The 23863-nt window shown below is 72.7% G+C and carries 24 protein-coding genes and 1 pseudogene; 13 read left to right on the top strand and 12 right to left on the bottom strand.

Annotation, left to right across the window (positions count from 1 at the left end; all coding sequences use genetic code 11):
* The 4 genes from ACZ6JS_RS28010 to ACZ6JS_RS27995 all read right to left on the bottom strand — a co-directional run.
* Nucleotides 1–464: ABC transporter substrate-binding protein (locus ACZ6JS_RS28010; protein ID WP_469301963.1), on the bottom strand; the 464-nt coding region annotated here is incomplete at its 3' end.
* A 305-nt stretch (nucleotides 465–769) separates the two neighbouring features.
* A complete protein-coding gene (locus tag ACZ6JS_RS28005) occupies nucleotides 770–871 on the bottom strand; it encodes a putative leader peptide (protein WP_469301960.1) in 102 nt (33 codons plus the stop codon).
* Nucleotides 872–1029: 158 nt separating this feature from the next.
* Nucleotides 1030–1488: an RrF2 family transcriptional regulator gene (locus tag ACZ6JS_RS28000; RefSeq protein WP_469301959.1), complete on the bottom strand. Its 459-nt coding sequence runs from the start codon at nucleotides 1486–1488 to the stop codon at nucleotides 1030–1032.
* A 73-nt stretch (nucleotides 1489–1561) separates the two neighbouring features.
* On the bottom strand, nucleotides 1562–2764 hold the full coding sequence (locus ACZ6JS_RS27995; RefSeq protein WP_469301957.1) for an acyl-CoA dehydrogenase family protein: 1203 nt from the start codon (nucleotides 2762–2764) through the stop codon (nucleotides 1562–1564).
* Between the two features lie 905 nt (nucleotides 2765–3669).
* Between ACZ6JS_RS27995 and ACZ6JS_RS27990 the strand changes: the two genes are divergently transcribed.
* Complete coding sequence (locus ACZ6JS_RS27990; RefSeq protein ID WP_469301955.1) at nucleotides 3670–3981, top strand: hypothetical protein; 312 nt, start codon at nucleotides 3670–3672, stop codon at nucleotides 3979–3981.
* Nucleotides 3982–3985: 4 nt separating this feature from the next.
* Here the strand turns inward: ACZ6JS_RS27990 and ACZ6JS_RS27985 are convergent, their stop codons facing one another.
* Together ACZ6JS_RS27985 and ACZ6JS_RS27980 are read right to left on the bottom strand one after the other, a co-directional pair.
* The gene (locus ACZ6JS_RS27985) at nucleotides 3986–5416 is read right to left on the bottom strand and encodes an amidohydrolase family protein (RefSeq protein WP_469301954.1); all 1431 of its coding nucleotides are present in this window, start codon (nucleotides 5414–5416) and stop codon (nucleotides 3986–3988) included.
* Nucleotides 5417–5831: 415 nt separating this feature from the next.
* On the bottom strand, nucleotides 5832–6011 hold the full coding sequence (locus ACZ6JS_RS27980; protein ID WP_469301952.1) for a CsbD family protein: 180 nt from the start codon (nucleotides 6009–6011) through the stop codon (nucleotides 5832–5834).
* A gap of 554 nt (nucleotides 6012–6565) precedes the next feature.
* Here ACZ6JS_RS27980 and ACZ6JS_RS27975 point away from each other — a divergent pair.
* Entirely contained in the window at nucleotides 6566–6721 is a 156-nt protein-coding gene (locus ACZ6JS_RS27975) for a DUF6131 family protein (RefSeq protein ID WP_391707541.1), read from the top strand.
* Between the two features lie 422 nt (nucleotides 6722–7143).
* Here ACZ6JS_RS27975 and ACZ6JS_RS27970 read toward each other — a convergent pair whose 3' ends face one another.
* On the bottom strand, nucleotides 7144–7278 hold the full coding sequence (locus ACZ6JS_RS27970) for a hypothetical protein (RefSeq protein WP_469301951.1): 135 nt from the start codon (nucleotides 7276–7278) through the stop codon (nucleotides 7144–7146).
* A 124-nt stretch (nucleotides 7279–7402) separates the two neighbouring features.
* On the opposite strand from ACZ6JS_RS27970, the gene ACZ6JS_RS27965 reads away from it, so the two are divergent.
* Nucleotides 7403–7873, top strand: coding sequence for a LuxR C-terminal-related transcriptional regulator (locus ACZ6JS_RS27965; protein WP_469301949.1), 471 nt, complete (start codon nucleotides 7403–7405; stop codon nucleotides 7871–7873).
* A 51-nt stretch (nucleotides 7874–7924) separates the two neighbouring features.
* On the opposite strand, the gene ACZ6JS_RS27960 is transcribed toward ACZ6JS_RS27965, so the two are convergent.
* Together ACZ6JS_RS27960 and ACZ6JS_RS27955 are read right to left on the bottom strand one after the other, a co-directional pair.
* Nucleotides 7925–9367: an MFS transporter gene (locus tag ACZ6JS_RS27960; RefSeq protein WP_469301947.1), complete on the bottom strand. Its 1443-nt coding sequence runs from the start codon at nucleotides 9365–9367 to the stop codon at nucleotides 7925–7927.
* A gap of 379 nt (nucleotides 9368–9746) precedes the next feature.
* Nucleotides 9747–10235, bottom strand: a complete 489-nt coding sequence (locus tag ACZ6JS_RS27955) for an anthrone oxygenase family protein (protein WP_469301946.1) — start codon at nucleotides 10233–10235, stop codon at nucleotides 9747–9749.
* Between the two features lie 174 nt (nucleotides 10236–10409).
* Here ACZ6JS_RS27955 and ACZ6JS_RS27950 point away from each other — a divergent pair, with 174 nt between their 5' ends.
* Complete coding sequence (locus tag ACZ6JS_RS27950) at nucleotides 10410–11771, top strand: acyl-CoA synthetase (protein ID WP_469301944.1); 1362 nt, start codon at nucleotides 10410–10412, stop codon at nucleotides 11769–11771.
* Nucleotides 11772–12170: 399 nt separating this feature from the next.
* Nucleotides 12171–12728: a pyridoxamine 5'-phosphate oxidase family protein gene (locus tag ACZ6JS_RS27945; RefSeq protein WP_469301942.1), complete on the top strand. Its 558-nt coding sequence runs from the start codon at nucleotides 12171–12173 to the stop codon at nucleotides 12726–12728.
* Nucleotides 12729–12740: 12 nt separating this feature from the next.
* Here ACZ6JS_RS27945 and ACZ6JS_RS27940 read toward each other — a convergent pair whose 3' ends face one another.
* Nucleotides 12741–13898, bottom strand: coding sequence for an RNA polymerase sigma factor (locus tag ACZ6JS_RS27940; protein ID WP_469301940.1), 1158 nt, complete (start codon nucleotides 13896–13898; stop codon nucleotides 12741–12743).
* Nucleotides 13899–13905: 7 nt separating this feature from the next.
* Entirely contained in the window at nucleotides 13906–14313 is a 408-nt protein-coding gene (locus tag ACZ6JS_RS27935) for a YciI family protein (RefSeq protein WP_469301938.1), read from the bottom strand.
* A gap of 327 nt (nucleotides 14314–14640) precedes the next feature.
* Between ACZ6JS_RS27935 and ACZ6JS_RS27930 the strand changes: the two genes are divergently transcribed.
* Both ACZ6JS_RS27930 and ACZ6JS_RS27925 read left to right on the top strand, forming a co-directional pair.
* Nucleotides 14641–14913: an SH3 domain-containing protein gene (locus ACZ6JS_RS27930; RefSeq protein ID WP_469301936.1), complete on the top strand. Its 273-nt coding sequence runs from the start codon at nucleotides 14641–14643 to the stop codon at nucleotides 14911–14913.
* Nucleotides 14914–15237: 324 nt separating this feature from the next.
* A pseudogene (locus tag ACZ6JS_RS27925) lies at nucleotides 15238–15414 on the top strand (helix-turn-helix domain-containing protein); the annotation flags it as partial.
* Nucleotides 15415–16335: 921 nt separating this feature from the next.
* Here the strand turns inward: ACZ6JS_RS27925 and ACZ6JS_RS27920 are convergent.
* Complete coding sequence (locus ACZ6JS_RS27920) at nucleotides 16336–16860, bottom strand: VOC family protein (RefSeq protein ID WP_469301934.1); 525 nt, start codon at nucleotides 16858–16860, stop codon at nucleotides 16336–16338.
* Between the two features lie 541 nt (nucleotides 16861–17401).
* On the opposite strand from ACZ6JS_RS27920, the gene ACZ6JS_RS27915 reads away from it, so the two are divergent.
* The 6 genes from ACZ6JS_RS27915 to ACZ6JS_RS27890 all read left to right on the top strand — a co-directional run bounded on the left by ACZ6JS_RS27915 (nucleotide 17402) and on the right by ACZ6JS_RS27890 (nucleotide 23835).
* Nucleotides 17402–17704: a hypothetical protein gene (locus tag ACZ6JS_RS27915; protein ID WP_469301933.1), complete on the top strand. Its 303-nt coding sequence runs from the start codon at nucleotides 17402–17404 to the stop codon at nucleotides 17702–17704.
* A gap of 365 nt (nucleotides 17705–18069) precedes the next feature.
* Nucleotides 18070–19803 (top strand): PKD domain-containing protein, encoded by a 1734-nt coding sequence (locus ACZ6JS_RS27910; protein ID WP_469301931.1) that lies wholly within the window; start codon nucleotides 18070–18072, stop codon nucleotides 19801–19803.
* A 331-nt stretch (nucleotides 19804–20134) separates the two neighbouring features.
* Nucleotides 20135–20950: an ATP-grasp domain-containing protein gene (locus ACZ6JS_RS27905; protein ID WP_469301929.1), complete on the top strand. Its 816-nt coding sequence runs from the start codon at nucleotides 20135–20137 to the stop codon at nucleotides 20948–20950.
* Nucleotides 20951–21024: 74 nt separating this feature from the next.
* Entirely contained in the window at nucleotides 21025–21675 is a 651-nt protein-coding gene (locus tag ACZ6JS_RS27900; protein ID WP_469301927.1) for a lipoprotein, read from the top strand.
* Between the two features lie 83 nt (nucleotides 21676–21758).
* The gene (locus tag ACZ6JS_RS27895) at nucleotides 21759–23207 is read left to right on the top strand and encodes a DUF7824 domain-containing protein (RefSeq protein WP_469301925.1); all 1449 of its coding nucleotides are present in this window, start codon (nucleotides 21759–21761) and stop codon (nucleotides 23205–23207) included.
* Nucleotides 23208–23283: 76 nt separating this feature from the next.
* Entirely contained in the window at nucleotides 23284–23835 is a 552-nt protein-coding gene (locus ACZ6JS_RS27890; RefSeq protein ID WP_469301923.1) for a GNAT family N-acetyltransferase, read from the top strand.
* Nucleotides 23836–23863 lie beyond the last annotated feature (28 nt).

The following is a 23863-nucleotide window of genomic DNA, read 5'->3' as shown; positions in this document are numbered from 1 at the left end:
CCCTTGAGGTCGTCCAGGGTCTTGATCCGGTCCGGGTTCACGACCAGCTTCACACCGCCCGAGGCGGAGCCGGAGATGATCCGCAGGTTCGAGCCATTCGACTTCACGTAGCCGTTGATCGACGGCGACGGGCCGATGAAACCGATGTCGAGGGAGCCGCCGTTGAGGGCCTCGATCTCGGACGGACCGGCGTTGAAGGCCTGCGGCTTGATCTTGGTGCCGTTCAGCTCCTTCTCGATCAGGCCTTCCTGGATGCCGACCAGGGCGGTGGCGTGCGTCAGGTTCGGGAAGTACCCGATGCGGACCTCCGGCGCCGACAGCTTCTTGCCGTCGGTGGCCGCGACGTTGGCCTTGTCGTCTTCCTTCCTCGCCTCGGAACCGTAGCCGCAGGCCGTCAGGAGGAGGGGGAGCGTAGCGGTGACGGCGATGGCGCGCAGGGTGATGAGCGGTCTGGCGGCAGACACGGAGGTGTCCTTTCACGGGGGAGGGTCTTCGGGGAGGCTCGGGAGTACGCAGGTGCGCTGTGCGAGGTCGTCCGCCGGTACGGCGCCCACTGCCGGTCGGCCGCGGGACCGCCGGCGCGGGCGGGGCGCGCAAAGGTGTCGCGGGTGCCGAAGGGGCGTATGTCGAGCCGCCGCCCATCGCACGCCGCGCTCGGAGGTGCTGCGGGGCGGCGAGGTCAGCCGAGAGGGGTCATCCGGCTGGCGGGAGCGGGACGGTGAAGCGCACAGCGGTGTGCTCTGCGGGCGGAGCGGCGCTCCGCGCCGTGTCAGGCAGGCTGACAGATGGCGCTGGACGTACGGGCCAGGTCGATGTGCCGGCGGGTGGTGAGGCGGGGCAGCAGGAGACGTGAGCGATGCGGCGTGCGCATGGTCACCTCACCCCCCAATTCCTAGTTTTCCTACCTGGCTGGTAGGCATATTGGCAGACAGTGCCACGCACCCCAAGGGGTGGACCATATAGTGGACGAGGCGGTCTCGTTATGTGAGAACGCGCAGGTGGAAGGGCCCTGTCCAGGGTTCCGGTGGCTCAGGGATTGGTCCAGGCGTCGGGAACGTCGGCCAGCGCGGACACGTCGGCCGGCAGCTCGGAAGCAGCGACGTCGGCGAGGGACACGCCGTCGAGGATCTGGCGCACGTTGGACCGCAGTGCGATCCACAGGGGGAGCAGCGATTCGGCGGGGCCGGTGTAGGACAGGTCCGGAGGGCGGACCCCGCGTACCGAGACCAGGGGGCCGTCCACCACGCGGATGACGTCCGCGATGCTGATCGCCTCGGCGGGTTTCGCCAGTCGGTAGCCGCCGTTGCCGCCCCGCTGACTGAGGACGAGGCCGCCCCGGCGCATGTCGTTGAGGATGCCCTCGAGGAATTTGTGCGGGATGTCCTGGGCGTCGGCGATGGCTTCGGCCTTCAGGGGCCCCCCGTCCTGTGACACCGCTAGCTGCAGTGCGGCACGTACCGCGTAGTCCGCCCTGGCTGAGATCCGCATGCGCTCATTATCCCGTACGGCTCCGGCCCGCGTCCTGCGGGTGGGCGGCGGTCGGCCGCCGCCCACCCGCACGTCAGTGGAAGGCCGCCGCCACCGCGCGGTGCGAGCCGTTGAGGTAGTGCTCTCCGATGGAGCGGAGGCGGTGCGCGGCCGGGCGGTGGGCCGTCAGGACCCTGGCGTTGCGCCAGAAGCGGTCCAGGCCGGGCGCGTCGGCGAGCTCCAGCACCCGCGTGGTGACGTGCAGGGCGGTACGCGACGCCACCGTCTCGGCCGTGGCGACCAGGGCGGCGACGCCCGCGGGCTCCTCGGCGTCGAGGTGCGTACCCGCGTCGAGGGCCTGCGCCATCGCCTCGGTCGCCCGCTCGATCACGGCGGTGGCGGTGTGGGCGGCGGAGGCGAGCTCCCCGTAGGTCAGAAGGAGGTCCGGGTCCTCGCCGGGGAGCCGGTGGGCGCGGCCGCCCCTGCTGAGGTCGCGCGCTTCGGTGAGCGCGCCCTCGACGATGCCGAGGGCGACGTGGCACAGGGCGAGTCGGAGCGCAGGCTCCGCCAGCGCGGTGAAGGGCGCGGTCGACTCCTCGTCGAGCGGGCGACGGCCCAACACCTGGCCCGGTGCGACGGTGGCCCGGTCGAGGACGACCTCGCCCGCCCCGGCGACGCGCTGCCCGAGGCGGTCGTGCGCGACCTCGATGGTCACACCCCGCGTGCGGGGCGAGAGCCGTACGACCAGGACGTCACCGGTCGCGGCGCAGACCGCGTCGAGCACGATCTGGTCGGCGACGGCCGCCGCCGTCTCGACGGAGCGGCGCCCGTTCAGGACGTAGCCGGTGCTGCGGGGGCTCAGTGTGAGGTCCGGCCCGTCGTCGGCCAGTTCGTCGGGTGCGGGCGCGCGGACCGCCCCGGTCCACAGCCACTGTTCGCGCACCGACGCCTCCTCGAGGGTGGCCGCCTGATGGTGACTCGCGTAGAACCGGCCGCTCCAGGCGTGCACGTAGTGGCGCGCGAGGACGTCGCCGACGGAGCTGTCCGCCGCTGCGACCTCCCGTACGACGGCGCATCCGGTACGCCAGTCCGTGCCGCGGCCGGGCGAGGGCGGGGTGAGGGCCACGAGCAGCCCGGCCTCCCGCAGCCGCGTCCTCTCGTCGGTCGGGGGCCGGCCCGCCTGCTCGCGGGCGATGGCGTCCGCGGCGAGGTCGTCCGCCACGTCGCGCGCGGTACGCAGCAGCGCGCGCTGCTCGTCGCCCGTCCGGGCGGCGGCCGCGCCCGGTGTCGTCGCCACGGGCTTCACCGGCAGGCCGGGGTGCCGTGGCGGGGCGCGCGGGCTGGGCTGACGGCGGGGCCGTGCGGGACGGGGGTGGTCATGGGGTCACTCCGGAACGTGTCGGACGCCGCGGCCTGTTGCCGGGCGGTGTGTGGAGCTTGTGGGACCGGGCGGGAGGGGAGGCGGTGCGGCCGCGCGCACCGGGCGGGCGAGCCACGTCCGGCCGGGCGGCCGGGCGGTCGGCGGGAGGGGCGTAGCGGGTTCGGCTGGAGCCGACAGGAGCAGCGCCGTGGCGGTGAGCCGCGCGGCACTCAATCCCACCTTCCCTATCGGATTGATAGGGATACTCGCCCAAGGTCGCCCCCTCAGCAAGACCGCGACCGCATCGTGGACAGCAGTGTCTTGGAAAGAGAGACGCGCCGGTCCGGCCGGCCTCGCGGGGCCGGTCCAGCGGCTGTTCCACCGTGCCCGTGCCGCCGCGTCCCGGGATTCCCGGGCCCACGTCTTCTCCATGTGCAGGCGTCCGGCGGGGAGTTCGCTCACGAGCGGGGCGCGGAGCCCGGACGGGATCGCGCCCTCCACGGAGTCGGACGAAGCGGCAGTCGACGGTGTGGTCCGTCCGGTGCCGATCGGGTGCCGCTTGACCATGTCTCCGCCGTGGTGGCCGACCCGGGCGAGACCTCGCGTTCATGGTGGTCGAACCGGGTCCGTTGGCCGACCGATCACATGCGGCACCCGACCTGGCCGGAGGCCTGGTCGGCCACGGCGGCGAGGACGAGGCCGTCGGGCGAGCCTTCTGCCTGGGTGACTCCTGCGGACGGTGGTCCGGGCCGGCCCGGACCACCGGATGAAACGGGCCGCCCAGGGTAGTCGGAGGTGAATGAGGGGCTGTGACGGGCCCGCTGACGGAAGGCGAACCATCCATGACCCAGGACGCCGCGACCGCGACGAACGAACCGCACGAGCCGACCCCGGAGGAGCGCGCGGCCCGCGACAGGGTACGCCGACGGGCCACGGGCATGACACACCATCAGACCGCTGACGCGCTGGAGGCCGTCGAGGAATCCGCGGGCGACCTGGACGCGGCGAACATCCGGACCCGCGCGGAAGTGGCCGAATGGCGACGCATCACCGACCTGCTCTTCGACCACGGCGGCCCCTACGCACCGGAGACCGACGCCTACGTCCAGGGCCAGCTCACCGCCCGCAAGAACCGGCGGGCGGACGCGACGTAGGCGGCTACCGGGTCGCGCGAAGGCGGTTGGCGGCGCCCTCGGCCTCCCGGACGACGCGGTCAGTGTCGATGTCGACCAGCCGGCCGTCGAACTTCAGCGCCCGTCCGTCCACGAACACCGCGTCGATGTTCTCGGGCCGCCCGTTGAACACGAGCTGGCCGACCCAGTCGAAACGGGGTGCGAAGTTCAGGGCGGCCGGGTCGATGACGACGACGTCGGCCCGTTTGCCCGGTGTCAGGGAACCGACCCGGGCGGCGATCCCGAGTGCCTCGGCCCCGCCCAGAGTGGCCATCCGCAAGACGTCCTGCACCTGCGGGAAGACCCCGGCGTCCGTGGCCCGGGCGCGTTGCAGACCGACGGCCGTCTTCATCAGCGCGTGGAAGTCCGAGCTGTCGTTGGTCCCGCCGTCCAGGCCGAGCCCGACCTTCACGCCGCGACGCCTGAATTCGGCCAGCCGCATGATGCCGGAGGCCAGCCGCATGTTGCTCAGGGGGCAGTGGGCCGCCCGTACGTCGTGCCCGGCGATCTCGGCGATCTCGGCGTCGGTGAGGTGGATGGCGTGGTTGATCAGGAGCCGCGGGCCCAGCGCGCCGATGTCGCGGAGAACCCCGACGGGGTCGTCCCTGCGCTGCTCGGGGCGCTCCAGTACATGGGAGTTGAGCATGACGCCGAGATCCTGGGCGGCCTCCCAGTGGGCCCGGTTGAGGTCTTCGAGGGCCCGCGCCGCGTGCGTGGCCACCTGGAAGGAACCCAGCGGCACCGGATCGACGAGTTCCTTCTTCACCTTCGCGGCCAGCACCGCGTCCGGCTTGGGCGGGAACATCGCGTAGGTGAAACGCACCCCGGTACCGGCCAGGGCGCGTACATAGCTCTCGATGAGGTCGTAGGCGAAGATGTCGACCCAGTCCACGAGCGTGGTGACGCCCGATTGGACGGCGTCGAGGGCGGCGAGCCGCACGAAGCTGTGGAGGGCCGCAGGGGTGAGCCGTTCGCGCTGGGGGTCGGTACACCCGGAGAACCAGCCGAAGAGGTCGCGGTCGGTACACCCGCCGCGTATCACCGCCTGCCAGAGGTGCGTGTGGGTGTCGACGAACCCCGGCATGACCAGTTTGCCCGAGGCCTCCACCACCCGGGCTCCCGGTGGCCGTTGCAGAGCGGTGCCGACGGCGGCGATGGCGCCGTCGCGCATCAGGACGTCGGCGTTCTCGACCGACCCCAGGGGCCCGCTGCCGACGGCGGGATCCATGGTGAGAACGAGGGACGCCCCGCGGAGCAGGACCGTCCCGCCGGTCGGGGCGGACCGGCCCGGCAGGGTGCTCGGGGACGCGGGGCGGCCGGTGACACCGAGGAGGAGCGGTGCCGCGGCGGCCATCCCGAGGCCGGTGAGGAGATCGCGTCGGCTGGGGGACGCGAACGGGGTGGGGGTGGAATGCATGACGTGGTACCTCCCGAGGGCGCAGAACGGAAGGCCCGCCCGGGCGACGCTCTGACGGGGCGTCGGACAGGGGCGGGATCACACGCAGCATTCCCAGCGAACGGCCATTCGATGGGCGTTGGCGGAAAACTTTTTCCGTTCTCGTCGTCCGCCAGTCATGAACCGGCCATGTTGCCCGGGATCACGCACGCCCGGCCGAGCCCGGCCGCAGGTCGTGCGGACCAGCCGGCCGGAAGAGGCAGTCCCCCAGGAATCGATCGTCGGGGTGACCGCGGGGGTGACAGGGCAGGGGTCGAGCCCGTCGCAGTGACAGGGGAGGGGCCGAGCTTGTGGGGGTGACAGGCGAGGGGCCGGGCCCGTCGGGGCGACGGGCCCGGCCCCTTCTCCGCGTGGCGCGCAGGTGCGCGGCCGGGGGTCAGGACCTGTGCATGCCCTTCTTGGTCCTGCTCGTGGCTTCGGATGCCATCTCCTCCGCCTTGCCGGTCATCTGCTCGGCGCCGCCTTCGGCCTGCATGCGCTTGTCGTCCATGGCGTCGCCCGTGGTCTCCTTCAGCTTGCCCTTGATCTGCTTGGCCTTGCCCTTTGCCTTGCTCATGACGAGGTGCTCCTTGAGTGAGGGGGAATGCACTGCCCACCATGCGTCCGCCGGGAGTGACCCGCAACGCGCGCTGGACCGTACGGCTCGCTCGCCCGGACCTCTCTTCCGGATCTTGCCGGGTTCGCGACGCCTGGCACCGCGCCTCGCCGCGTCGGCGCCGGTAGGCCTAGTCGGGCGGTTCCGTGGCCGCCGGCCGCTCGCTGGGAGGCGGCTCGGCGGGAGCGGGACGCGGTTCGTCCGGCCGAGGTCCGCGTTGGGCGTGCGCAGGGTCCCGGGGGGTGGGGTCCGGCTTCCTGGGTGTCGGCCCGGAGCCTTCGGATTCTGTTTCGGACGCCTTCCGGTCCATGCGTTTCACCTCGGTGTTTCCGTTGTCGAGGATGGTCGTGCGCCATTTGGCGCTCCTGCGTCTGCCCCGCCGGAGGGGTTCCAATCAGTCGCGCGCAATCGGGAGCGGGCACGGATAGGGCCGGGTTTCACGGGCAGACGGCGTCTGAAGCGCCTCGGCGGATCCAACCGTTCCGTCGACATTCCAACGCGAGAATGAGGTACCCATGATTGCCGTCGGCCTGATCCTGCTGCTCATCGGACTCCTGACCGGGGTTTCCATCCTGTGGACCCTCGGGGTCATCCTGCTCGTGGTGGGCGCGGCGCTGTGGATCATGGGCTCGGTCGGGCACGCGGTCGGCGGCCGGCGCCACTACTGGTAGCCCAGGACGTGGGCGAGGCGGGCCTGCCCGGTCGATCATGACCGGGCAGGCCTCGGTCCGGTTGGGCCGCATGGCCTCCGTCCCTGTCATCGGCCGGACCCCCAGGCGATGCCCCGCCATCGACGAGCAGACTGGACGAGTGGCTGTGGGAAAGGCCCCGGCCCGCTTCGCCGAGCACGGCATTGACGCGGCCATGGCGACGGTCGTCCTCGACGACATTGCGGAGTCCCCCGGTCAGGTCTCCGAGGCGCGTCACCCGGACGTGGTCGTACTCGTCGTCGGCGCCGGGATCCGCAGGAGAGCAACTGCTGCCGCTCTCCGGGCAGACCGGCACCGGATTCACCGGCATTCCCCGATGCTGCCCATCGCGTCACCACCGGCGTCGGCGGCAGCCCCGGGGCGCACAGCGCCCGGTCCGAGCGTTACCGGCCGTCCCTCGCCAGGTTGTAGACCAGGATCAGGATCGCCGCCGCCATCACGGCCAGATGGACCCAGACGGGGGCGTCCACGACACTCGCACTCGCAGTCGTACTCGCAGCTGTACTCGCAGTCATCATGTACCGCGCCTGCCCGCGCTGTGCCGGACAACGCGTCACCGGCACCGAATTCGGGCCGGGGAGGCGGCCCGACGCCCAGAACAGCGGCGATCGCAGGCCCGGGCCCCCCGCCGAAGGCGTCGGTGTGGGGCGACCGGCCGGCTACGAGGGCGTCGGCGCTCCTGACCACCTTCGACCTCGACGAATACGGCTACAGCGCCCTGCGCGCGCGGGCGCCCGCGGCTTCCTCCTGGAGGAAACGCCCCCGGAACGGCTGGTCGCCGCCGTCCACACCGTCGCCTCGGGCGACATGCTCTTCGCGCCGACCGTCACCAGGCGCCTGATCGAGGCGTACCCCCCGGGGCCGGTGTCGCCGAGGACGCTCGCCCCGGAACGGGACGCGGTCACCAGCCGGGAACGCGACGTCCTGCGGCTCGTGGCCCCCGGGGCGACCAACACGGACGTCGCCCAGCAGCTCTTCATCAGCGAAGCCACCGTGAAGACCCACCTCAACCGCGCGATGGCCGAGTTCGGCCTCTCCAGCCGAGCCCGGGTCGTCGTCTTCGCGTACGAGACCGCCCTCGTGACGCCGGGCGGCCCGACCGCGCTGCCCTGACAGGTCTGCCCCGCCGGCTCTGCCCCGACCGTGCTCCGACAGCGGCCCGGCTCAGGGCCGCCGATCTGCCTCGCGGCGCGGCCGCGGTTCGTCGCCGGGCCGCATCGACAGCGGTGGCACCTTGCCCAGCGCCACGAGCCGGTGGCGTACGACCATGACGGCCACCGCCGCCACGGCGAGGACCACCCCGCCCAGCCGCAGGATCGCGTCGTAGGCCTCCTCCGGCGATCGCTGCGGTGTCATGGCCGAGATCGCAGCAGCCGTTCCCGCCAAGGCGATCGCACCCAGCGTGACCAGGAACGTCAGCAGGACGCCCGACGCCTCGCCGGCCCTGGCCGGCGCGACGACCTGCTGCGTCGCCACGCTGGAGTACGTCCAGCCCAGCCCCAGGCCCAGGCCGCACCAAGCGAACACCGGCACGTACAGCCACCACGCGCCGACCCCCGCCAGCGCGTACATCCCCGTCCCCGCGACGGCCCCGGCCAGCGCCATCACCGCGGTCGCCCGCATGTGCCGGCCCAGCCGCACACCGAGCGGCCCGCTGAGCGCCACCAGCAGGGCCGGGGCCAGGAACACCGTGCCCGCCAGCAGCGGCGAGAGTCCGCGTACGCCCTGGAGGTAGAGGGTGGCCAGGAAGACGGTCACGCCATAGCCCATGTTCGTGAGCGAGCCCATCGCGGTGACCAGCACGTACGGCACGTTGCGGAACAGCCGCAGATCGACCAGCGGGTGCCGGGCGCGCCGCTCCCGTACGAGGAACAGCCCGCCGGCCGCCACGGCCGCGGCGAAGAGGACGAGGGTACGGGCGCTCTCCCAACCCCAGGCGTCCCCGCGCTCCACGGCCAGCGTCAGCGCCGCCAGCGAGCACACGATCAGGGCGCAGCCGAGGAGGTCGAGCTGCCGCGGTGCCGACGCGTCGCGCGAGTCCGGTACGTACACGAGGGCGATCAGCAGCGAGAGCGCGCTCAGCGGCGCCATCAGCCAGAAGATCCATCGCCAGCCCGGCCCCTCGGTGAGCCCTCCGCCCACGAAGGGCCCGAGCGCCGTCCCGATGTTGGCGACGCCGAACACCGCCCCGAGGGCCTTGGCCCGGGTCTCCTCGGGAAAGGTGTTCGTGATGACGGACACGGACACCGGGAAAACGAACGCCGCCCCCACCCCCTGTGCGATCCGGGCAGCCACCAGCGGTCCGAGGCCGGAAGCCAGCGCGCAGCCCACGGAACCGGCCGCGAACAGGGCCGTCCCCGCCAGCAGGGTCCCGCGCCGGCCGAAGACGTCCCCGACCCGGCCGCCGACGATGAAGAAGCAGCCGATGGCGAGCATGTACGCGGACAGGGTCCACTGCGCGGCCGAGACCGTGACGCCGAGCTCCGCCGAGATGCCGGGAATGGCGAGATTGAGCGCGAAGAAGTCGAGCTGGATGCAGAACAGGGCGAGGGCGACCGCGACGAAGGCCCCTTTCCTCCGCGCGGTCGGCGAAGACTCAGCGCGCATGAGGGCGTTCCTCTCGGCCGACGCGGTCGCGGGCGGCACTGCCTGCGGCCGCACGCGCGCCCTCATCCCATTGTGGAGGGGCCAGCGGCGGTCCGCAGTACCACGCGGCGCGCCGCGGTTGAAGCGGTCTTCCCCGGGTTCGGCGGCCCGCAGACCCGGCGTACACGACGGCGGGTGTGCGGCGTCGCGCCGGTCCCGCGACGCGCTGCACCCGCGGCGGGCGGCCGGACGCGACCACGGGCGACCGCGCGTCGCGGCGTCACACCGTCACGCCGTCGCGCACGCACGACAGCCCGGCGGGAAGCGGCGACGAAACTCGTGGCCCACCGCGCCGAACCACCACCCGCCGAACGCCCGCCTGCCCCGACAACCCCGGGCGTCAGTGCAGGACGAGCGCCCAGGCGAGGAGGCCCAGGGCGACCGTGCACAGCACGGCCCGCCACACGTTGGCGCGCACCCACGGCGCTTCGAAGGCGCGGCGGACCGCCGCGGGATCGCCGATGCGGTCGGCCGGCCCGGCCTGTTCCAGGGCGTTGTTCAGCGGGATGTTGACCCTGGCCGTCACGACCACGGCCGCGATGTACGCGACGAGAGCGCCGATCAGCGGCCCCAGCGCGTCCCGACCGCCGTCGCCGACGGCGTGGAGCACCACCGCGGCGGCGCTGAACACCAGCGCGCCGACGTAGCCCAGCAGGAACCAGCCGTTGAGGATGGCCACGTTGATCCGCTGCATGGTCTCGATGGCGGTGCGGTCGCCGGCGACCCGCAGGCCCGGCATCACGGACACGGAGAAGCCGTAGAAGAGACCGCTCATCCAGCCGATCGTGATCGTCGCGGCGATCATCGTCGCCAGCCGTGCCGTTTCCACGTGGAGCTCCCCCGGATCGAGAATCAGGTCGAGGACTGGTCTTCGAACGGTCAAATCCCGCCGATCATAGGGTGCGGGGGACCGGTTCGGGCCCGCGTAGGCTGGCCGAACCTTCCCGCCCACCTGCCACCATCTGCCAGCACCTCACCCCACCGCCGAACGGAGCCGCCCGCCATGCTGACCGCCCTCACCGGTGTCCACGGGGACCGCGCGGACGCCGTCACCGTCGCCGGCCGTACCGCCTCCTACGAGGAACTCCTGGGGGCCGCACGCCAGGTGGCGGCCGATCTCGCCGCATCGGGGGTCCCGGCGTTCGCGGTGACCGCGACGGCCTCCCTGGAGACGGTGGCCGCCGTGGTCGGTGCGCTGCTCGCCGGCGTGCCGTGCGTTCCCCTGCCCCCGGACGCGGGTCCGGCCGAGCGGGGGCACATCCTGCGCGACTCCGGCGCCCGCACCATCGAGGTCGACTTCGCCCGCCGCTCGGACCGGACCCCCGCCTCCGCCGCCGTACGCACTCCCGAGGATCCCGCGCTGATCCTCTACACCTCCGGCACCACCGGCGCCCCCAAGGGCGTGGTCCTCAGCAGCGCCGCGATCACCGCCGACCTGGACGCGCTGGCCGCGGCCTGGCAGTGGACCGCCGAGGACACCCTGGTCCACGGACTCCCGCTGTTCCACGTCCACGGCCTCGTACTCGGCGTCCTCGGCGCCCTGCGCACCGGCAGCCGCCTCGTCCACACCGGCCGGCCGACGCCCGAGGCGTACGCGGCCGCGGGCGGCAGCCTGTACTTCGGCGTGCCGACCGTGTGGTCCCGCATCGCCCGGGAGCCGCAGGCCGCGGCCGCCCTGTCGGGGGCCCGGCTCCTGGTGTCGGGCAGTGCGGCGCTGCCCGCGCCGGTCTTCCGGGACATCGAGGGCGCGAGCGGACACCGCATCGTCGAACGGTACGGGATGACGGAAACGCTGATCACCGTGAGCGGCCGGGCCGGCGGCGACCTCCACCCGGGCACGGTCGGCACCCCGCTGCCGGGCATCGCCACCCGCATCGCGGCCGAGGCCGGAGCCGAGATCGGCGAACTCCAGCTGACCGGCCCCACACTCTTCTCCGGCTACCTGGGCCGACCCGAGGCCACCGCCGCCGCGTACACCGAGGACGGCTGGTTCCGCACGGGCGACATCGCGGCCGTCGACGGGAAGGACGGCGTCCACCGGATCGTGGGCCGCGCCTCCACCGACATGATCAAGTCCGGCGGCTACCGGATCGGCGCGGGCGAGATCGAGAACGCACTCCTGGACCATCCCCGGGTCCGGGAGGCGGCGGTGGTCGGTGTCCCCGACGCGGACCTCGGCCAGCGGATCGTCGCGTTCGTCGTCGCCGACGGCGTCACCGGAGCCGAGCTGACCGACTTCGTCGCGGCCCACCTCTCGGTCCACAAACGCCCCCGCGAGGTCCGCTTCGTCGAGGCGATCCCGCGCAACGCCATGGGGAAGCCCCAGAAGCGCCTCCTCCTGGAGGAGCCGTCCGGGAAGGCCTGAGAACGTGCGCTCCAGCGCCGACCCATCCCTGACCGGGCTCACGTGCCCCGCGATCGCCTCCGGCGGCGCACTCGAGGCAAGCGCCAAGCCGTCGGCTGATGCTTCCGGCGGACGCCGAGGCCGAACCGGTCACCGATCGCGAGACCCCGGGCCACCCCGACGTGACCACACCCTGCCGCGGACCTCGTACCCCCTGGTCGTACCCGGCCGGCGGCGGGACGGCGGCCCCGATCCCGGCGCCGAACACGACCGACCGGGTGACCCCGGCCGGTCCGACGGCCGCGTACGGCGCCGCCGGGCACGCTCACGGGCCAGGATGCACGAGCTCGTTCCTCCTCGGCAGCGAGCCGACGCCGTGCCCGCCGGACGCCGACGCGGCGGAGAGGACGAAGATCCACGATGCCGCCGCAGGGATCCGCCGAGCAGCCCACGACCGAACTCGACGCCCGGTACAGCTCCGCGCTCAACCCTCGTCCGGGCGCCGGCGAGGTCACCGCCACCGACTGGTCCGAGGCCCAGCGGCACCTGGGCGCCGCCGAGATCTTCTGGTTGTCCACGCTACGGCCCGACGGCCGTCTCCACGTCACGCCCGTGATCGCAGCCTGGCACGACGGGGTCATGTACTTCTCCACCGGACCGGGCGAGCAGAAAGCGAAGAACCTGGCACACCACGGCCACTGCGCGCTGACCACCGGAGGGAACTCGCTCACCGAAGGCCTCGACCTCGTGGTCGAGGGCCGGGCGCAGCAGGTTTCCGATCCTGCCCGGCTGGAGGAGGTGATCACGGCGTACGAGACGAAGTACGGCCCGCACATCACCTCCCCCGAGGGCACCTTTCACGGGATCGACGCCGCGTTCCGGCAGGGAACCGCGGTGGTGTTCGCGGTGGCCCCGACCACGGCGTACGGGTTCGGCCGCGACGGCGGCGTCTACAGCCACACCCGCTGGACCTTCTGAGCGACCCGCCCCTCAACCGGACGGGCCGGCGCTGAGCAGGGCGTTGATCCGGGCCGCCTGACGCGTCAGGTGGTCGCGCTCGGCGAGGTTCGGAGCCTTCAGGGCCGCCTCCGCGTACAGTCGCGCCGCGGTCACCGGGTCGCCGTCGCGCTCGTGGAGGTACGCCGCCACCGCGGTGCGGCGGGGCAGCGAACCGTCCACTGCCGCGAGCGCGGCCAAACCGGCCCGCGGCCCGTCGGCCTCGCCGACGGCCACCGCACGGTTGAGTCGTACGACCGGGCTGTCGGTCAGGCGCGCGAGCTCGTCGTACCACTCGACGATCTGCGGCCAGTCCGTCTCCACCGCGGCGGGCGCGTCCGCATGGAGCGCCGCGATGGCGGCCTGGGCCTGGAACTCCCCCAGCCGGTCGCGGGCCAGCGCCCGCTGGAGCACCGCGACGCCCTCGGCGATCATCCGGCTGTCCCACCGGCCCCGGTCCTGCTCGGCCAGCGGCACCAGGCTGCCGTCGGGTGCGGTGCGAGCGGCCCGCCGGGCGTGGTGGAGCAGCATCAGCGCGAGCAGCCCCGCCACCTCGGGATGGTCCACGCGGGCCGCGAGCTGCCGGGTGAGCCGGATGGCCTCCGCGGCGAGGTCGACGTCGCCGGAGTAGCCCTCGTTGAACACCAGATAGAGGACGCGCAGCACGGTCGCGACGTCACCGGGCTGGTCGAAGCGCACCCCGGAGACGGTGCGCTTGGCCCGGCTGATCCGCTGCGCCATGGTCGCCTCGGGCACCAGATAGGCCTGGGCGATCTGGCGGGTGGTGAGCCCGCCGACGGCCCGCAGGGTGAGTGCGACCGCCGACGACGGCGTCAGCGACGGGTGCGCGCACAGGAAGTAGAGCTGCAGGGTGTCGTCCACCGCGGGTGCCGGGCCGGGCGCCGGCTCCCGTTCGACGAGGTCCTCCCGTCGCCGGCGGGAGGCGTCGGCCCGGGTCGTGTCGAGGAACCGGCGCCACGCCACGGTGACCAGCCAGCCCTTCGCGTCCCGCGGCGGGGCGTCCGGCCAGACGCGCACCGCTTCGACCAGCGCGTCCTGTACGGCGTCCTCGGCCGCCGCGAAGTCGGCTCCGCGGCGGACGAGGACGGCGATCACGCCGGGCGTGAGGCTGCGCAGGAGGACCTCGTTCATCCCGCGGTCACTCCGTGATGGTGGGCGGCGCGGACAGGAACGGGCGCACCTCGAGCCACTCGTGGATCGGCTTCCCGCCGGCCCCCGGAGCGGCGGACAGCTCCCCGGCCAGCTCGACGGCGCGCTCGTAGCTGTCGACGTCGATCACCATCCAGCCGGCGATCAGGTCCTTGGTCTCGGCGAACGGCCCGTCGGTGACCGGGGGTCGCCCCTCACCGTCATAACGCACCCACGCCCCCTCGGGTGCCAGTGCCTGCCCGTCGATGAACTCCCCGGTCTTCTCGAGCCGCGCCGCGAAGTCGTTCATGTACTGCATGTGGTCCGAGATCTCGGCCTGCGTCCACTGGTCCATGGGGACGTCGTTGACCGCAGCGGGGGCGCCGCGGTAGTGCTTGAGCAGCAGGTACTTCGCCATGGTGCATCTCCTCGGTGCTGGTGCGACCCATTCTGGTCGCCTTCACACCCGGGACGGAGCAGGAAACCGCTTCTCGACATCCCGGCCCGGAGAACTTCCGTCGACGCGGCGGACGAGTCCCGCAGCGCGGTCGCGCCGCCATCGGGAGCCCCGGCGAAACGCGCCGGACCGGGCAACGCAACCATCGAAATGATGATGCCCGGGCGCCAGTCGGGCTGAGCGCCGCAGCGCCTGCGACTTCTCGGCGGGCAGTGCCTCTACCGTGCCAGCAACCCGTCCAGAAGCCGGACTGCGTCCCGCCACTCCGGCGTTCCCTTGGAGGTCGCATTGTCCCATCCATCGCAGCCGTTCGGCACGGTCGTCAGCACCGCCGGCGTCAACCTGCGGCAGTATCCGAGCACGGATTCCTCCGTCGTGGGCAACCTGAGCCACGGCGCCGAGATCGGTCTGCACAGCAAGGTGCACGCTCAGACCATCGACGGCAACAGCATCTGGTACCTGCTGCGTGACGAGGCCGCCTGGGTCGCCGCGCGCCACGTCGACAACACCGGAGAGGTGCCGCTGTCCAAGGACGTCCATCCGGCTTCCCCCCGAGGCTGAAGCCGCTCGTCGGACCGTCCGGTAGGGGGCACGGAGTGTTGTCCGGGCCCCCTACCGCAATACACAGCCCCTTGCTCGGGGCTACGCCGTGCCGCAGGCCGCCGAGGGCGCACGACACGACGACGATCGCCGCGTCGGTGGCCACCTCGAGCGCCGCCCGCGTCTTCTCCCAAGCCCGGCGACCGCCGCGGCCTCGACGAGTACTTCTGGTGCTGTGACCGGGAAGGTTCGCCGGATTGTTCGTTGTGCCGGGTGGAAATGAGCTCTCCGACCATCGCGGGAGGCGGCGCAACGAGTTCGGGTTCCCGGACCGAAGGACGGAGCAGGAGGGCCAGAAACAGCTCGGTGCGCTTCCGGCGCGCGATGCTGCTGCTCGCCTCGGCCGGCGGCAGCACCGTCCCGGACATCGCACAGCTCGTCCAGGCGGACGAGGACACCGCTCGTGACGTGATCCATCGCTTCAACGAGATCGGGCTTGTATGCCTCAACCCTCGGTGGGCGCTGCCTGCGGAAAACGGAGAGCTGGCCGGTGGGCATAATTCCGCCATGAACATGATCGGGCTGCGGCTGCTGCTCGCCACCGTGCTCGCCGGAGCCACACTGAGCGGATGCTCCCTCCTTTCCCCCTTCACGACCTGTGAGGGCACCGCTCGGGAGGTGGCGGCCCTCGATGAGCTGCCGGCCCTGGACCTGCACCCGCCAGGGGCCAGGCCCCTCGACGGCGGCGCAGCGGACGGGGCCACCTGCATCAATGACAGCGGGGACGCCTGGCTGAGCGCGGACCGGCTGTACGTGTACGACGGGAACGCCACGGACGTGCTGGCGTATTACGCACGGGAACTCCCGGCCGCGGGCTGGCATCCGGTCCGGCGGATCGGGGCGGCGCCGGAGGGCCGAACCCCCGTCACCTGCTTCGAATCCCCGGACCGGCCGAGCGTCATCGTCACTTTCGAGTCACCCGCCGACCTCCGCGAGTTCTACCTGGTGGACCCCGGACCCGAGCCGACCGGCTCCGTGCCCCGGACCTGGTTCCACGTATTCGCCGAGGCGTCGACCGACGGATCGCGCATGGACTGCTACTAGCCAGTGCTGTGACCTGGAAGAGTCGCATCAAGCGGACGCCCGAATGTCAATCCCGCCCGAGATGGCGACGTGCTCCCTCCCGCCCTGCGGGCCAACCGGAACCGGGCGGCGCAGCGCGCCGGAGAACGAGCGCAGTCGGCCGGGATCGAAGGACCCTGGGGGAGCGGCGGGGAGGGAGCAGGTACGTCGGCACGGAAACGGCGTTCAGAATGGGTTGAGTCGACGGTCAGCCGCGCGAAGCTCCCGGCGGGGTGGTCCCGGCCGGGACCCCTCGGTCAGGATCTTCGTCGCTGCGCGGGCATGCCCGGCTCGCGGTCGGCGCCACCAGCCCGGACGGGCTCAGTCCGTCGGGCGCCGCGGGGCGCTCGCCGTGCCTGAACCCCTGCCGCTCAGCGCGGCGTCCAGGGTCTCCTGGGCCATCCGCATCGCCGCGGCGTACTTCGGCTCGGACAGGCGCTCCCAGGCCAGGTCCGGTGCGACGTCCTCGACCCGGCTCATCACCCACCAGATGTTGCCGAACGGGTCCCGCACCCGGCCGCCGCGATCCCCCCACGCACTGTCGGCGGCCTCGGTGACCACCTGTGCCCCGTGGGCGACAGCAGCGGCCATGGCGGTGTCGGCGTCCGGTACGTAGACCCGCAGCAGTGAGGGCATCACCGGCCAGTCGGGCCGTCGGTCGAAGGCCAGGACCACCGTGTCGCCGACACGGATCTCACCGTGGCCGATGGTGCCGTCCTCGACCGCCACCCGTGCGATCTCCTCGCCGTCGAACGCGGCGGTGATGAAGTCGAGCAGCGCACCGGTGTCGTCGGTGACGACCCACGGTGCAACGCTGGTGTAACCGCCGGGTGCAGTGTGCTTCATCGGTTTCGTCCCCTCGTCCGGTCTCTCGCGATGTGACGACCCTAGGACGCAATGAGGACAACTGCCGACCTAGATAAAGATCACGGCCTACGAGGGATGTCCGGGCGTTCAGACGGGGCTCGCGTCGGCCCGTCGACCGTGCCCGCCCCGGCTCCGGGCGGACCCCCCGACCCAGGCCACGCCGCTGCTCGACGCGGTCCCGATGATTCGGGGCCCGTGGGGACACCCCGCCACAAGCCCCGGCGCCTGCACGCGGATCGGACGACGACTCCGACATGTACCCCGCTGCTGTGCAGGCGCGGCAGCAAGGCGCTGATCGCGCGACGTGCCTGCCCACGGTTGCGGACCGGGCAAGGTGCGCTGGGTGGTCGGGCCCACGTCCGCCCAGGCTGAACCGGTGCAGGCGCCTCCATCCGCCACGACCGCCTCGCGTGGAGCACCCTCGCTTCTCGGGGCCTCCGGGAAGGCATCAGTAAGGCGGACCCGATGCACCCGTGTCCCCCGGGTGTGCTGAGATGGGGCCTGAGACCAGGGAGGATACGTGGACAGCAGCGTGCACGAGGGCTGTGGCCCGACGCGGGGACTCTCTCCTGATGATCACGTGTTCGTGTCCAAGCGAGTGTTCCGTGGGCAGCCGGTCATGCGGGTGCACCGAGACGAGGACGGCGACTGGCAGGCGTTCTCGGGTGCCGAACCACGCTGGGTCGGACGCCCGCGGCTGCTGCATGGGGTTCATCTGCTGGAGCTCGATCCGTCGTTGGCCAGCCTGCCGGCCCTGCCGCTGGGCCACCTCGCGACCCGTGATGAGGCTTTCGGGACGACCTGGCAGGTCTTCCAGGGGTGACGATCACGGCCGGAGCCGGAAGCGGATCGCCGCGGTGGTGGCGGTGTCCTCGCAGCGGGTGGTGACGGCCCGGGATGTCGAAGCCGGTGGGCCTGCCGCCCCGCTGCCGTTGTCCGCGGTGGGCCCGCCCGCCCGCTGGTCGCGCCTTGTTCGAACAGGCCGCGGACGGGCGGGCCGCGCCCCGCACCTCGGCGGAACGGCGGACGACCTCCGGTCGATCGCAAACCGCACAGCTGGTAAAGCGTTGGCCCCTATGGAGTGAATGGCGCCGGAACCCCGTGACCCTTGGCCGGAACCTTCCATACGGTGGCCCCTCTTCGCTCATCACCACAACTGGGGGGCCGGTGCGCAACCACCGACTCGTAATGACCGCTGCCTTCGTGGCGGCCGGTCTCGGCATCATTCCGGGCACCGCGCAGGCGGCTGATCCCGTACCCGTCGCGGCCGGCGTGGCCGAGGCGATCGCCAAGGCATCCACATCCGAGGGCTTCCACAGCCCCGCGGACCGCACGATCCGCACCACCCTGCCCGCTGCCGCCACAGGGGAAGCCGCCGACACCAAGACCGCCGAACCGCAGACGGCACCGGCACCGGCACCGGCACCGGCACCGCAGTCCGCCCGAGCCGCCTCCGCCGAGCGGGCCGCACTCGACGCGGGTGCCAACCCCGCCCTCGCGGTGGACGTCAGCGGCACCAGCTACACCGCGCACGGAATCGAGCTCACCGCCCTGATCACGAGCGCCGACTTCGCGCTCGAGGTCGTCATCGACTGGGGTGACGGGAAGACCGACACGGTCCCCGCCCAGGGCAACGCCGAACTGCACCACTCGCACACGTACGACAAGTCCGGCGAGTACCAGGTGCAGGTGACGGTGAAGGACGCCGCCAACTCCGTCCAGGCCACCAACGGCGGTGCCTTCCTCACCCCCGGCGCAGACTTCACCCCGCACACCCCGACCCGGCTGCTCGACACCCGCGACGGCACCGGCGGATCCGTGGGCAAGGTCGCCGGGCAGGGCTCCACGCGGGTGAAAGTTGCCGGCAACGCCTCCATCCCGGCCGGCGTCACCGCGGTCGCCCTCAACGTGACCGTCACCGAGACCGTCGACAGCGGGCACATCACCGCGTGGCCCGGAGCCGGCTACGACCGCCCGGACACCTCGAACCTCAACTACACGGCCGGCCGCTCCGTCCCGAACCTGGTGATCGTGCCGGTGGGCGAGGACGGCCACGTGGAACTCTTCAACGGCGGCTGGGGCTCGGTGCACCTCATCGCCGACGTCACGGGCTACTTCACCCGCGCCTCGGACAGCGGCTACACCTCGATGACGCCCGCCCGCTTCGTGGACACCCGTGAGGGCACCGGTACGGCCAGGGGCATGCTCGCCTCCCGCAGCGCCTTCACGACCAGGATCGGCGGTCTGCAAGGCGTGCCCGAGAACATCACGGCCGTCGCGCTGAACGTCACGGTGACCGAGCCCCAGGGGCCCGGCCACCTGACCGCCTTCTCCGGCAGCGGGCCCGTCCCGACGGCGTCGAACCTGAACTTCGTGCCCGGCCAGACGGTGGCGAACGCCGTCATCGTGCCGGTGGCCCCGGACGGAACGATCAAGGTCTTCAACGGGGCCTGGTCGCCGACCCACGTGGTGGTCGACGTCGTCGGCTACTACAGCAAGGAGAGCAAGGCCGCCTTCCTGCCCTTCACCCCCTTCCGGACGCTGGACACCAGGCAGGAGGCGTACGGCTGGCCCGGCGGCAGGTTCAGGGCCCGGGAGTACATCACGCAGGGGTTCACCCCCGAGGCCGCGACCCCGGCGGGTGTCGAGGCGTACGTGCTGAACGCCACCGTCACCGAGACCGGCGGCACCGGATTCCTCTCCGTCGCGCCGAGCCCCTCCCCGCTGCCGGCGCCGGGCGAGCCCGCCGCTCCCGCCGCGACCCGCCCTGCCTCCTCCACCCTGAACTGGACGGTGGGCACGACCGTCCCGAACCTGGTGCAGGCGAGCGACGGCGACCACGGCGTCATCAACTTCTGGAACCAGGGCCACGAGGACGCCGACCTGGTGCTCGACGTCTTCGGCGTCTACCAGACCAAGTGATCCCGGGGGTGGCGCGCACGGCCGCGTCACCCCTCCCGCAGGGCTCTGCAGTGGCCGGCATGATGTGTTCGACGGCCCTGCCGGTGCCCCGGCACAGCGGGCAGAGCACACCCCAGGGGCAAGCCGGAGCCTCCTACCCGGCCCCGCCCGTGCCCGCAGGCGGATGCCCGGTGACCGCACTGCGGGCGGGCACGCCTCCGACGCAACGCTCAACGCCGAGCCGGTGCAGGACCGTTGCGTGCCCGGGAGGCCCTACGAGGAGTTCCCACACCCTGACGGGCCGGTCGGCAGGCCCTCCTTGGGTGGCCGGGGGTTCGATAGGCTCAGGGAAATGGAAGCCCCGACCACCCCTGTCCTCCTGCTGTCCGCACCCCGGACCTCGACCGCCGAGCTCATCGCCCGGGCGGCGGCCCGGCGCGGCTACGACGTGGCCGACCGGGCGGCGGGTGTCCAGGGCCGCAGGGTGCACTGGTACGGGGGCCCCCGGGCGGCCGCACGCCATGCCGGCCCCCTGGGCCTCGGGCTGCTCGAACCGGCCGACGACTGGCTGGTGCACCTGCCGCGCCCCCTCCTTCGGCGGAGCGTACGGCTCACCACCCTCGGCGAGGCCCGGGAACTGCGGGAGCGGGCCTTCGTGAAGCCGCCCTCGGCCAAGCTCGACCTGCTGCCCGCCGCCGTCCACGAGGACGGGACCAGCCTGCCCGGCGGGCTCGACGGCTCCACGCCGGTCCTGGTGAGCAGTGTGGTGGAGTTCGCCTCGGAGTACCGGCTGTTCGTCCTCGACGGCGAAGCCGTCACCGGCAGTCGGTACGCCGTCCACGGCCGCCTCGATCCGGCGCCCTTGGACGCCGACAGCCGCGCCTTCGCCCGTACGGTCCTCGACGCCACTGCCGCCGGCCTGCCCAGCGCGGTGTGCCTGGACGTCGGCCGGCTCGCCGACGGCGACTGGGCGGTGGTCGAGGCCAACATGGCGTGGTTCGCCCACTGCTACGCCGCCGAACCGGACCGCGTACTCGACACGGTGCTCCGTGCCGCCGGCCCGCTCGCCGCGGTCGCGGACCGGGACCAGCCGTACCTGAGCGGGTCGGCGGCCCGGCCGGAGCGGGCTCACGATCCCGTTGACCGCGACGTGCGTGCGTCCTGCTAGGTTGGCCGTTCTTTTCGTCGGAATTGCCGAGCGGGGGAGTGCGAACGGTGCGGCGCGAGCGCGTGCGAGGGGTCATGGCCGGGATCGGGGTGAGCGTCCTGATGGCGGGAACGGCCGCCTGCGGGCCGTCGGAACCGGAAGCGACCCGGGCCGGAGCGAGCGGGCGGGACGCGAAGCCGACAGTGGCCGCCATGAGCCAGGGCGTCAAGGCCGCCGGCTCCGTCGGCGGTGACGGCTCGCCGTGTCGGTTGCCCGTCTCCTTCGATCTGGCGCCGGGCTGGGAGCCGAAGGCCGTGATGCGTGCCGAGGACGAGCAGTTCGCGTCGCTGTTCGAGCAGGGCGGGGCGACCCTCGCCTGCGAGATCAATGCCCGGTCCAGCGGAAACATCGGATTCCTGCGCGTCTGGGTCTCCGATGAGCCCGTCACGACCGGGGGTGCCCGCGCCGTCCTCGAAGGGTTCATGAGCGAGGAGAACACGGCCGGCGGGCCGCCGCCCGTCTACACCGATCTGCAGACGGCCGCGGGCGGCGGCGAGCTGCCCGCCGTGCACGTGGCCTACGAAGCGAACCTCCTCGACGAGCCGAAGAAGCAGAGCGCATTCGCCGTGGTCACCCCAGCGGGCAAGGGGGTCGTCGTCCACCTGGGCGGCCTGGACTCCGCCGAGCACGAGCAGATGCTCCCGGCCTTCCGGCTGGCCCGGCAGTCCCTCAGGGCAGCCCCGTAGCGGAACACCCTCGGCCCGCGCTGCGACCGATTTCGGCCGAGGCCGTCCGGCGGGGTGTCAGTGGGGCCGTTTAGCGTTGCCGCGTGATCTGGACCACCATCGACGACATCCTTCCGCCCGTGCCTCCCGCGCGGAGGCTCGCTGCCGCGCCCGGGGGGCTCGCCGAGACCGTCGAGCTGACGGCGGCCCACCTCGACTCCCGCGCGCACACCGTGGCGGACTTCGAGCGCTCCCTCGACGGGCTGGTACGGCACGCCCACCGCGACCGCCACGCGCTCGCGCGCGCCCTCTCCTCCGCCCTGGGGCACCGCTACAAGGAGCAGGAGATCGAGGCGCACCGACTCGGCGGGCTGGACGCCGTGGTGGCCTCGCTCCTGTGGCTGGTCCCGGGATACAGTCTCAAGCCCGAGTACGTGCACCGCCATCGGGGGCACGAGGAGTGTGCCCAGGAGGGCCTGGAGGTGGTGATCGCCGCGCGGCTGCGCGAGATCGGGTCCACGCTCATGTCCAAGGACCCGCTGCCGTTCCTGCTGTCCACGCCCACCTGGGACACGGGCGCCCTGGAGGCGGCCGAGTTGGTCGAACGGCTCACCGAGTACCGGCGGCTGGGCGTCCGGCCCGGCCCGGCCGACTTCGGGCAGGCGCTGCTGCGCATACGCCGCGACGACCCCGCGGCCGGGACGGCCGCCGAAGCCGCGGCCCGCCTCGGCACCGCCGAGGGCGCCCGACTCGCCGCATGGATCGGGCCGGACGGCGCACCGGCCCCGGCGCTCCGGCGCGTCGTCGAACCCGACCCGCAGGCGCACAGAGCCTGGCAGCGGATCGGCACCACCGCCGCACAGGTCGCCTTCCTCACCGGTGAACGACCCGTCCTGCAGCGGGAGTTCCCGACCGCCTTCCACTGGCTGGGCCGCCCGCACGAAGGATTCACCCAGTGTTACCACTGGCACCAGGGCCACCCCGTACGGGCGTCCGTGCTGCCGGAGGACCGGGACACCCAGGCCGCTTGGCTCCTGCCGCACATCACACTGGCCGCGACGGCCGACGATCAGGGCGGGTCGTGGATGCTGCCGCACCTGGCCCGGCTGGGCGGGCCGGCGGGGCCGGCCCTGCACGCCGCCGTTGCGGCGGGACTGGGCGGCCGGTACGCGAACAGCCGCCGCCCGGCGGTGGAGGCACTGCTGGTGCTCGCAGCCCGGGGCGATCTCGACGCCCCGCTGCTGGGCCGCGAGCTCGCCGCCATGACGGCCCTGGGCACGGTCAAGCCCAACCGGCTGGCGGACGCGGCCCGTTGCGCCGCGGCCGAGGGCGCGCACGCGACCCTGTGGACCGTCCTCGCCGAAGTACTCCCGGCCCTCCTGCCCTCGGCGCACGGCGCGGGCGAGGTATTGGCCGTCGCCGCGTCCTGCGCGGAGCGCTCCGGAGCCGCGGGTCCGGTCCCCGCAGAGGTCGCGGCGGCCGCGACCCGCCGCGGCACCTCCACCGTGGCCACCGGGGCCCGCCGGCTGCGTGCCGCCCTCACCGGCGGGTGAGCGGGTCGGACCCGGCTCCGGCGGGCCGCGGAAATCAAGATCATCGCGCCGCGCGGCACCCTCTACGATCATGTCCATGATCGAAGGAAAACTGGTGAGGCTGCGCGCCCTTCGCGCGCAGGACGCGGAGTACCACCTCAAGTGGCGCAACGACCCCGAAGTGGTCCACTGGGCCACGGGGGGCGATCCGTGCTTCGGCCCGGTCACGGCCGAGGCCGTGGCCCTCGGATTCGAGACGATGCTGAGGCTGAACCCGAGGGACTCGGCCGTCTTCACCGTCGAGGACCTGGCCGACGGCACGGTGATCGGCATGGTGGACTACCGCGACGTGGATCCGGTCGCCGGGCTCGCCACGGTCGGCGTCACCATCGGTGAACGGGACCGCTGGGGCCGCGGCCACGGCTCCGACGCCCTGCACCTGCTGGTGGGGCATCTGTTCGGCGCCCTCGGACTGCACCGGATCGAGCTCGACACCTGGAGCGGCAACGAGCGGGCCGTCCGTGCCTTCACCAGGGCGGGGTTCCGCGAGGAGGGGCGCCGCCGCTCCGCCGTCCTGGTCGCGGGCGAGCGCCACGACACCGTGCTGTTCGGGATGCTGCGCACGGAATGGCCCGGCACGCAGACGTAGGCACGGCGCTGCGGCCACCGTCCCGCGT

The sequence above is a fragment of the Streptomyces sp. NPDC046349 genome (assembly GCF_055587885.1).
Note: the sequence above shows the minus strand (reverse complement) of the source record. Positions and strands in the feature narration are given on the sequence as shown.